This window comes from Nonomuraea glycinis, assembly GCF_035920485.1.
Taxonomy (GTDB): Bacteria; Actinomycetota; Actinomycetes; order Streptosporangiales; family Streptosporangiaceae; genus Nonomuraea; species Nonomuraea glycinis.
Map to the genome: position 1 here is coordinate 9,628,196 of NZ_CP109166.1, position 9,657 is coordinate 9,637,852.

Genomic DNA, 9,657 nt, shown 5'->3' on the forward strand with positions numbered 1-9,657 from the left:
GCCGGTACTCGTCACACGCCCCTCCTAGGCGTACGACTGCTGCTCGCGCACCCTGATGCCCTGCAGCAACCCCACCGCGATCAGGTTCGCGAACGTGGCGGTGCCACCGTAGGAGACGAACGGCAGCGGCAGCCCGGTGATCGGCATGATGCCGATCGTCATCCCCACATTCACGAACATCTGGAACGCGAACCAGCACACGATCGTGCCCGCGACCAGCGTCCCGAACCTGTCGTCACACTGCCTGGCGATCTTCAGGCCGCGCAGCAGCACCACGCCGATCAGCAGCACGACCGTCGCCGCCCCCAGGAAGCCGAACTCCTCGCCCGCCACGGTGAAGATGAAGTCGGTGTGCTGCTCCGGCACGAACCTGCCCGTCGTCTGCCCACCCCCCAGCAGGCCTTTGCCGAACAGTTGCCCGGAGCCGATCGCGATGAGCGACTGCGTGCTGTTGTAGCCGACCCCGCGCGGGTCGACGCTCGGGTCGAGGAAAGCGGTGAAACGCGCGAGCTGGTACGGCTCCAGCAGCTCGAAGAAGAACACGCTGGCCACCCCGGCCACGCCGACCAGCGTCAGCAGGGCGATCACCCGCTTACGTACTCCCGAGATCATCAGGGCGGAGGCCGAGATCGCCGCCAGCACCAGCGCGGTGCCCAGGTCGGGCTGCAGCATGACCAGCGCCAGTGACATCGCCGCCACCACCAGCGCGAGCAGCACGTCGAGGCCACGCGGCCGATCGGTGCCCTCGACAGGCTGGGCGAGCAGCATGGACGTGATCAGCAGCAAACCGACCTTGGCGAACTCCGAAGGCTGCACCGCGAACCCGCCGCCCAGCAGGATCCACGAGTGCGAGCCGTTGATCGTCGCCCCCAGCGGCGTGAGCACCAGCCCCAGCCCTATCAGCGAGACCAGGAAGACCAGCGGCGCGTACGCCCGCACCGCCCGATAGTCCATCATCGACACCCCGGCGCACAGGAACACCCCGATGCCCTGGTTGAGCAGGTGCTTCTTCAGCAGCCCGGTGGAGCCGGGCGCCCACGTCCTGGTCGACGACCACACCAGCAGAGCTCCGATCACCGACAGCGCGATGACCGCGACCAGCAGCACCCCGTCCAGCCGCCACACGATCGACTCCGGGCCGAACGCCCGCCGGGCGAGCGAGCGCCGCCTGCCCCTCAGGGCCCCGCTGGTCATTCCCTGATCACCGTTCCGTCGGGAGCGAACGCCGGCAGCTTCGACACGGGCTTGCCGCCGGGCAGCGCGGCGGGCTTCTTGATGCCGAAGATGCCCTCGTAGATCTCCCGGGCGGCGGGGGCGGCGGTCTGAGCGCCCATCCCACCCTGCGAGACCATGACGACCACGACGAAGCGCGGGTTCTTCGTCGGCGCGAAGGAGGCGAACCAGGAGGTGTCAGTCTTGCCCCAGACCTCCGCCGTACCGGTCTTGCCGCCGATGCGCACCTTGTCCATCGGGAAACCGCTGAACGCCCCGGCCGCGGTGCCGTCGGAGGCCACCTGGCTCAGCGCGTTCTTGATGTAGAGCCGCTCCTTCTCCTGGAGGGGCAGCTTGCCCACCACCGGGACGGGGACCTTCTTGACCACCTTGCCGTCAGGCCGCACCAGCGCCCACCCGATGCGCGGGCTGCGCACCTTGCCGTCGGTCACCAGCGCCGCGTACGCCCTGGCGAGCTGCAGCGGCGTCACCAGCACGTCGCCCTGCCCGATGGAGAAGTTGGCCGAGTCACCGGGCCGCAGCACGAACCCTTCGGTGCAGTTCTCGTGCGCCAGGCGCTTGAGAAAGGCCGCCCGCGCCGCGTCCTTCACCTCGGGGTAGCCGGTGCCGGCTCGCTTGCAGTTGGTGGCGCTGGTCAGCGCCCACGTCTCCTTCTTCCAGCGGCGGTCGGGGATGCGCCCCGACGACTCGCCCGGCAGGTCGATCCCGGTCGGGCTGCCGAACCCGAACTTCCTGGCCGTGTTGGCGAACACCTCCTTGGCGTTCTTCTTCGGGCTGCGGCCGCCGTCGCGCGTGTACTCCTCGAAGGCCGCCCGGTAGAAGATCGTGTCGCACGACTTCACCAGCGCCAGGTGCAGCGACAACGTGCCGAGGGGGATGCCGCGGAAGTTGTTGAAGGCCCTGCCGCCCACATTGACCGAGCCCGGACAGCTGTACTTCCCGTTCAGCGGATAGCCGGCCCGCAGCATCGACGTCACCGACGACACCTTGAACGTCGAGCCGGGCGCGAACTGCCCGTTGATCGCCCGCGACACCAGCGGCTTGCCCGACTTTTCCGACAGCAGGTGGCGGTACATCCGCTCGGAGATGCCGCCCGCCCAGACCGCCGGGTCATAGTCGGGCGCACTGGACAGCGCCAGCACCCGCCCGGTCTGCGGGTCGAGCACCACGGCGGCGCCGCCGTCGGCCTGCGGCGCGGACTTCATCGCCTTCTGCAGCGCCTTCTCCGTCACGGCCTGGATGCGGGAGTCGATGCTGGTCACGAGATGGTCGCCGGCGACCGGCTCCACCTCCTGCTCCACGCCCAGAGCCTTGCCCATCCGGTCCACCTGCACCCGGCGCAGCCCCGCCTTGCCCCGCAGCTCCTCGTCGTAGACGTACTCGATGCCCTCACGACCGGCCAGGTCCACGCCGGAGAACGTGGCCTTCAGCCCGACCCGCTTCTCCAGCTCGGCCTCGGTGACCGGAGACAGGTAGCCGAGCATCTGCGCCCCGGCCCGGCCGCCCGGATATTCCCTGACGGCATGGATCTCCGCCGAGACCCCGGGAAACTCCTCCTGCCGCTCCAGGATCTGCAGCGCCTCGCGGGTGTCGACCTTCTCGTCGAGCGGGACGGGTTGGTACGGGGAGCCGGTCCAGCAGGGCTTGGGCACCTTCGGCCCGCAGGGCGTGATCCGCTTGGCCAGGTGGGCGACCGGCCTGCCGAGCACCTGCGACAGCTTGCCCAGCACCTTCCGCCCCTGGTCCTTCATCCTGGTGAGGCCGGTCCGGTCCACCGAGACGACCAGCGCGGTCTTGTTGCGCACCAGCGGGCGGCCCGACGAGTCGAGGATCTGGCCCCTGACGGCCGGCACGATCACGACCCTCGTCCGGGTCTCGGTCGCCCGATTCATCAGCTCCGGTCCCCGGACGACCTGCACCTGCCACAGCCGCACGGTCAGCGCCGCGAGCAGGATCAGCACCAGCGCCTGCAGCACGATCAGCCTGGTCCGCATCCTCGTCATATCGTGTACCTCGGCTGCTGCTGCCTGACGCGGGTGGTCAGCCAGATCACCACGGGGGCCAGCACGAGCGTGTACACGATGGTCACGGGCACCTGCTCGGTCAGCGTGGCGACCGTCACCCTCGGATCGGTGAGCAGCCCGCCGACCGCCGCCGCCAGCAGGGGCGCGAGCAGCACGCACAGCACGACGGTGGCGACCCGGCCGCCGGCGCCGCGCCCCGCCAGATAACCGACCAGCGCGAAGACGAACGCGTACAGCCCCGCCAGATGCGCCGTCGGCGGCACGATGTCCACCAGCAGCCCCGTGCAGAACCCGATCACCGCCCCGGCCACCGGCCCGCGCAGCAGCGCCACGCCCACCACGGCCAGCAGCACCAGGTCCGGCGCGCCCCCCGCCGGCAACGGCAGCTGATTCACCAGCATGACCTGCGCCAGCACCGCCGCGAGTATGACCACGATTCCGGTCATCGTGCCCCCTCCCTGCGCGGCAGCACCGCGTCTCTCGGGTCGCGCGCGGGACCCCGCACCACCACGCCGACCACGTCCAGCGCCGTGAGGTCCGCGAACGGCTTGGCGTAGGCGATCCTGGTCAGCGCGCCCGGCGTCGGCTCCACCCGTTCGATCACCCCGATCGGCACCCCCGGCACGTACGGCGCGCCATGGTGCGACCCGAAACTGACCAGGCGCCCGCCTCTGGTCATCGGCGCCGTCGAGTCGAGCAGCCGGAAGCGCAGGAGCCGGCCGTTCTCCCCCACTCCGTGCACGACGCCGATCTCCTGACCGCCCTCCAGCCGCGCGCCGGCGGCGGAGGCCGGGTCGCTCAGCAGCACCACGGTCGACGTACGGCTGGACGCGTGCACGACCCGGCCGATCAGCCCGTCGCCGTTGAGCACGGTCATGTCGGCGCGCACGCCGTCGTCGGTGCCGGCGTCGAGCGCGACGGCGTCCTCGAAGCCCGGTTCGCCGCGCCTGGCGATCACGTTGGCCGTCACGACCTTGTAGCCGCCGAGCCCGGCGAGTCCCAGCAGCCGTTTGAGCTCGGTGGATCGGGTCTCGTCGAGCTTGTTGGCCGCCAGGCGGGCGCGCAGCTCGGCGTTGTCCTTCTTGAGCCGCGCGATGTCCTCACGGGCGCGCGGAGCGGTGATGACCCCGTGCACGAACCCGCCCACGGACCGGGTCACGGCTCCGCCCACCTGCTCCGTCGTACCGAACGCCCACGCGCCGGCGGCGCGCAGCTGTCGCATCGGCGAGTCCTCGCCGGTGCGGTGGTCCACCGTCAGCATGACCAGCGCCGCCGTCAGTAGCAGTCCCAGGATCAGCCGTGCGTGGCGCGAGTCCCTCATCAGCGTCGCGACTCCGGCACCAGCACCTGCTGCAGTGCCTCGAAGTCCTCCACACACCTGCCCGAGCCGAGCGCGACCGAGTCGAGCGCGTTCTCCACCAGATGCACCGGCATGCCCGTCTCCGCCTTGACCCGCTCGTCCATGCCCCTGAGCAGCGCGCCGCCGCCGGTGAGGGCGATGCCGCGGTCCATCAGATCGCCGGACAACTCCGGCGGGCATCTGTCGAGCGTCGTCTTGACCGCGTCCACGATCGCGTTGACCGGCTCCTCGGTGGCCTTGCGGATCTCCTCACCGGACACCACGATCGTCTTGGGCAAGCCGCTGACCAGGTCACGCCCGCGGATCTCGGCGTGTACCTCACCGTCACAGGGGAACGCCGAGCCGATCGCCATCTTGATCTCCTCGGCGGTGCGCTCGCCGAGCATGAGCGAAAACTCCTTCTTGACGAAGGTGATCACCGCCTGGTCCAGCTCGTCACCGCCGACCCTGATCGACTGGCTGGTCACCACGCCGCCCATCGAGATGATCGCCACCTCGGTGGTGCCGCCGCCGATGTCCACCACCATGTTCCCGGTCGGCTCGTGCACCGGCAGGCCCGCCCCGATCGCCGCGGCCATGGGCTCCTCGACGATGTAGACCTTGCGCGCGCCCGCCTGGTAGCCCGCCTCCTTGACCGCCCGCTGCTCCACGCTGGTGATGCCACTGGGGACGGCGATGATGATGCGCGGCTTCGCGAAATGGCGGCGTTTATGCACCCTCTGGATGAAATATCGCAGCATTCGCTCTGTTACGTCGAAGTCCGCGATCACGCCGTCCTTGAGCGGCCGGACCGCGACGATGTTGCCGGGTGTCCGGCCGATCATGCGTTTGGCCTCGATGCCGACCGCGACGATCCTGCCGGTGGCAGTGTTGATGGCGACGACCGACGGCTCGTTGAGCACGATGCCGCGGCCGCGCACGTAGACCAGTGTGTTTGCGGTACCGAGGTCGACCGCCATGTCACGGCCGAGAAAGGCGAGCTTGCTGCCCATGGGGAACGGAGCCTTCCGTGACGTCGTTCGCCGAATGACTACGGATCGAATTCGAATCGTAACGTGACGTACCCACCAGGCCACGCAATGAGCCCGTGTGCCCCACAAAATTCTCGCGCCCCTCAGCCAACTCCATCTTTGCCCGGTATGCCGGAGCTGGGCACTTCTCGGGCCGGAAACGAGAAGTGCCCGCTCGGCACAAGGCCGGCGGGCACCACATACAGCGGGGAGAGCGGCTCCCCGCGAGGCTCAGAAGCGGTCGGGGAAGAAGATCTTGATCTCCCTGGCGGCCGACTCGGGCGAGTCGGAGCCGTGGACGACGTTCTCGCCGATCTCGAGGGCGTGGTCGCCGCGGATCGTGCCGGGAGCCGACTTCACCGGGTCGGTGAGACCGGCCAGCGCGCGGAACGCCTCGACGGCCCGGGGGCCCTCGAGCACCAGCGCCACCAGCGGGGCCGAGGTGATGAACTCGACGAGCTCGCCGAAGAACGGCCGCTCGGAGTGCTCGGCGTAGTGCGCCTTGGCGGTGTCGACGTCGAGGGTGCGCAGGTCCATCGCCACGACCTTGAGGCCCTTGCGCTCCACACGGGCGATCACGTCGCCGATGAGGCCGCGCTTGACCCCGTCGGGCTTGATCAGGACAAGAGTGCGCTCGGACACGTGGAATTCTCCTTTGAGACAGGTCTGGTCGCGGCCCGGCTCGGAAGAACGCCGCCGCGTCGCTTGAACTGCGGCTCAGCTTACCGTCCCGCGGCGGTTCTCCAGTGTCGGCCGCTACGCCGAAGCGCCGTCCTCCGGCGACGGCGCGGGCGCCGGCACAGGCGCGACCGCACCGCTTTCACGTACGTCATCCTGCCGCTCGCGGCCGGCCTCCTGCGTGGCACGGGCACGGCCGGACAGCAGCGCGGCCATGACGATCACCACCACCATGAGGAACCCGCCGACCAGCGCCCACAGGTGCAGCGCGGAGACGAAGCTGTCGACGAGCTCCTGCGCCGAGGTGACGCCCCGCAGCATCGTCAGCTGCACCCCGGTGCCCAGCAGATAGCCGGCGAGCACGGCAGGCAGGCACAACGCCAGGGAGAACAGCGCCGTCCCCACCCCCGCCTGACCGAGCACCGCCGTGAGCGCCACCGAGGCGCCGACCGCGAGCAGGGCGAACGGCACGACCAGCACCAGCCCCTCCGGCGACGGAGTCAGGAACCGCATCGAGGAAAGCCCCGCCAGCATCGCCAGCAGCCCGAGCGACGTGACCCAGGTGTGCGCGACGGCGAACACCCGCACCAGCACCGCGGCCGCCACCGCCAGCAGCCCTGCCACGCAGAACGGCAGCCACAACCCCGACAACCCGGGCCCGCCGAGCCCACGCATCTCCACGTACGTCACCTGAGCGATGCTGGGCAGCACCACCACCCCGACCGCCACCATCGTGTACGACGACGCACGGCCCGCGCGGTCACCGGTGGACGCCAGCGCGAGCAGGCCCGCGATGGCCAGCACCGCCAGCAGGATCACCAGCTCGGCACGCCAGTCCTGACTCGCGGTGCTGATCGCGAGCACCGCGATGCCGGCCGCGGGGGCGGTGGCCTTCAGCAGTCGGCCGCGCTCCTCGAACAGCGCCACCGGCGCCGCGGGCCGTCCCGCGGTCATCCACAGCACGAAGTAGACGGCGGCGAGCGCGAGCGCGATGCCGGTCAGCAGCGGGAACGGCTGCAGCGTGACCTGCCAGCGCGTCACCCCGTCAAGCGGCCACAACGCCAGGGCCTGGGCGCCCAGCAGGCTCAGCGCCAGCATGCCGGCCCACAGGGCGCGCAGCACGGGCGGCCGCGCCCAGACGGCGACCAGGGTGGCGGGCAGCAGCAGCCCCGCTCCGATGCCGTGGGCCACGCGCAGCACGCCGACGAGGAAGACCGACCCGGCGTAACCACCCGCCGCGTCGGCGACCGCCAGCAGCGCCAGCCCACCGACCAGGAGATGAGCGGCTCCGACCCGGCGCAGCGCCAAGGCGGCGAACGGCACGGTCAGCATCATCGCCGGAAGGGCGAGCCCGTGGGCCCGCATCAGCTCCACGCGATCTATCCCGTCGGGCAGCAGCGCCGCGACGACGGACACGGTGTTGGGGATGGCGACGATCGCCAGCGGCAGCGCGGCCACGATGAGCAGCGCGAGCACGGCGTCGGAGAACCATCCGAGCCGCGTGCCGGACTCAGCCGCATCCGCGGACCGATGAATTGAGGGGACGGCCATGAGGCTCGACTTTAGCGGGAAGTCACGCCCTCGACACGGCGAGCGACGAATATCGCCGTGATCCACAACGCCGTGAAGAGCGCACCCAGGAAGAACATCGCCGTCACCATGAAACCGGAGCAGATCGCCAGAACCTGCACGACACTCCCCAAGATGTATCCGGCCGGATGCTTGAGCAACCCCGCGGCGACCACGCACAGCACGGCCAGCCCGATGCCGACCGTCACCGCCAGCGCCGGCGCGACCCCGCCGACGGAGATCGCCACCGGAGTCATCAGCGCTGTGACGATCGCCTCCATCCCGAGCACGCTCGACCCCAGCCTGCGCATGCCCGGCGTAACCTGGAACGACAGCGGCGAGCCCATCAGGCGCCCTCCGCCTTCAGCAGGTGGCGGGCATCCCCCGCCGTGACCACGGACCCCGTGATCAGCACCCCGGTGCCGCTGAACTCCCCTTCGGCGTCCGCCATGCCGATCGCCTCGTCGATGGCCTCGTCCAGGCGCTCCATCACATGCACCCGGTCCTCACCGAAGAGCGGCACGGCCAGCGCCGCCAGCTCGTCAGGAGACAGGGACCTAGGCGACGAATTACGGGTGACGACGATCTCGTCCACCATCGGCTCCAGCAGCTCCAGCAGCCCGTCGACATCCTTGTCCGCCATGACTCCCATGACGGCGATGACCTTCTCGAAGCCGAACGCCTCCTGCAGCGACTCCAGAGCCGCCTCCATGCCACCCGGATTGTGCGCGGCATCCACCACGACAGTCGGATTACGGCGTACGACCTCCAGCCGGCCCGGCGAGGTCACCTGGGCGAACGCCTGCCGCACCAGCTCCACGTCCAGCGGATCGTCGCCGCCGGTCAGCGCCTCCACCGCGGCCAGCGCGCACACGGCGTTGCTCGCCTGATGGGTGCCGTAGAGCGGCAGGAAGACCTCGTCGTAGACGCCCTTCAAGCCTCGCAGGGTGAGCAGCTGGCCGCCCAGCGCCACCTCACGGCTCAGCACGCCGAACTCCAGCCCCTCACGGGCCACCACCGCGCCCTCATCGGCGGCCCGGCGCATCAGCACCTCGGCGGCGGGCAGCTGCTGCTGCGCCAGCACCGTGGTGCTGCCGGCCTTGATGATGCCCGCCTTCTCGTTCGCGATGCTCGGGATGTCGGGACCCAGCCGGTCGGTGTGATCCAACGAGATCGGGGTGATGACGGCCACGGTCCCGTCGGCGACATTCGTGGCGTCCCAGGAACCGCCCATGCCGGCCTCGACGACCGCCACATCGATCGGCGTGTCGGCGAAGGCGGCGAACGCCATGGCCGTGAGCAGCTCGAAGAACTGGATCCGCCGCCCCTGCGTGTCGACCAGCTCGACGTACGGCGCGATCTCCTCATAGACCTCGGCGAAGCGCTCCTCGCTCAGCGGCTCACCGTCGATCGTGATCCGCTCGCGCATCGACACCAGGTGTGGGCTGGTGAAGCGACCCACCCGCAGGTTGCGCTCCTTGAGCAGCGCTTCGGTCAGGCGCGCCGTGCTCGTCTTACCGTTGGTGCCCGCGATGTGAATGACGGGATAGGCCCGCTGCGGGGAGCCGAGCAGATCCACCAGGGCCGCGATCCGGTCCAGCGTCGGCTCGAAATCCCACTCGACGCCACGCTCCATGATCGCGCGTTCAACTGCACGAAAGTCCACCCCTCAACCCTACTGACCACCGCGACCGCTTCCCACGTGGGTCGAAGCGTGGGCCGTGGAAGCGGTAGAGGATGGGTCAGCGTCTTGGGAGCCGACTGACCGACGGCGAAAAGCTCC

At 70.0% G+C, this 9,657-nt stretch carries 9 protein-coding genes; all 9 read right to left on the bottom strand.

Annotated elements, in window-relative coordinates; genetic code table 11:
- Positions 1-24: 24 nt before the first annotated feature.
- Positions 25-1,194 carry a rod shape-determining protein RodA gene (gene rodA, locus OHA68_RS45180; RefSeq protein WP_189144680.1) on the bottom strand — a complete coding sequence of 390 codons (1,170 nt, stop codon included), beginning with the start codon at positions 1,192-1,194 and terminating at the stop codon, positions 25-27.
- Positions 1,191-3,236 (bottom strand): penicillin-binding protein 2, encoded by a 2,046-nt coding sequence (mrdA, locus tag OHA68_RS45185; protein ID WP_327105733.1) that lies wholly within the window; start codon positions 3,234-3,236, stop codon positions 1,191-1,193. Before mrdA ends, rodA begins: the two co-directional genes overlap by 4 nt.
- Complete coding sequence (gene mreD, locus OHA68_RS45190; protein ID WP_327105734.1) at positions 3,233-3,703, bottom strand: rod shape-determining protein MreD; 471 nt, start codon at positions 3,701-3,703, stop codon at positions 3,233-3,235. Before mreD ends, mrdA begins: the two co-directional genes overlap by 4 nt.
- Complete coding sequence (mreC, locus tag OHA68_RS45195; RefSeq protein WP_327105735.1) at positions 3,700-4,578, bottom strand: rod shape-determining protein MreC; 879 nt, start codon at positions 4,576-4,578, stop codon at positions 3,700-3,702. Before mreC ends, mreD begins: the two co-directional genes overlap by 4 nt.
- A complete protein-coding gene (locus tag OHA68_RS45200) occupies positions 4,578-5,609 on the bottom strand; it encodes a rod shape-determining protein (RefSeq protein WP_327105736.1) in 1,032 nt (343 codons plus the stop codon). The genes mreC and OHA68_RS45200 overlap by 1 nt, the downstream gene beginning before the upstream one ends.
- 249 nt (positions 5,610-5,858) lie before the next feature.
- Positions 5,859-6,269, bottom strand: a complete 411-nt coding sequence (gene ndk / locus OHA68_RS45205; protein WP_157246518.1) for a nucleoside-diphosphate kinase — start codon at positions 6,267-6,269, stop codon at positions 5,859-5,861.
- A 114-nt stretch (positions 6,270-6,383) separates the two neighbouring features.
- A complete protein-coding gene (locus tag OHA68_RS45210; protein ID WP_327105737.1) occupies positions 6,384-7,856 on the bottom strand; it encodes a hypothetical protein in 1,473 nt (490 codons plus the stop codon).
- Positions 7,857-7,867: 11 nt separating this feature from the next.
- A complete protein-coding gene (locus OHA68_RS45215) occupies positions 7,868-8,221 on the bottom strand; it encodes a DUF4233 domain-containing protein (RefSeq protein WP_225278217.1) in 354 nt (117 codons plus the stop codon).
- Positions 8,221-9,510, bottom strand: coding sequence for a bifunctional folylpolyglutamate synthase/dihydrofolate synthase (locus tag OHA68_RS45220; protein ID WP_327109636.1), 1,290 nt, complete (start codon positions 9,508-9,510; stop codon positions 8,221-8,223). Before OHA68_RS45220 ends, OHA68_RS45215 begins: the two co-directional genes overlap by 1 nt.
- Positions 9,511-9,657: the final 147 nt, after the last annotated feature.

Bases quoted from the DNA above. Each gene is read 5' to 3' on its own strand.
- rodA (WP_189144680.1), bottom strand. From the start codon at position 1,194: ATGACCAGCGGGGCCCTGAGGGGCAGGCGGCGCTCGCTCGCCCGGCGG.
- mrdA (WP_327105733.1), bottom strand. From the start codon at position 3,236: ATGACGAGGATGCGGACCAGGCTGATCGTGCTGCAGGCGCTGGTGCTG.
- mreD (WP_327105734.1), bottom strand. From the start codon at position 3,703: ATGACCGGAATCGTGGTCATACTCGCGGCGGTGCTGGCGCAGGTCATG.
- mreC (WP_327105735.1), bottom strand. From the start codon at position 4,578: ATGAGGGACTCGCGCCACGCACGGCTGATCCTGGGACTGCTACTGACG.
- OHA68_RS45200 (WP_327105736.1), bottom strand. From the start codon at position 5,609: ATGGGCAGCAAGCTCGCCTTTCTCGGCCGTGACATGGCGGTCGACCTC.
- OHA68_RS45210 (WP_327105737.1), bottom strand. From the start codon at position 7,856: ATGGCCGTCCCCTCAATTCATCGGTCCGCGGATGCGGCTGAGTCCGGC.
- OHA68_RS45215 (WP_225278217.1), bottom strand. From the start codon at position 8,221: ATGGGCTCGCCGCTGTCGTTCCAGGTTACGCCGGGCATGCGCAGGCTG.
- OHA68_RS45220 (WP_327109636.1), bottom strand. From the start codon at position 9,510: ATGGAGCGTGGCGTCGAGTGGGATTTCGAGCCGACGCTGGACCGGATC.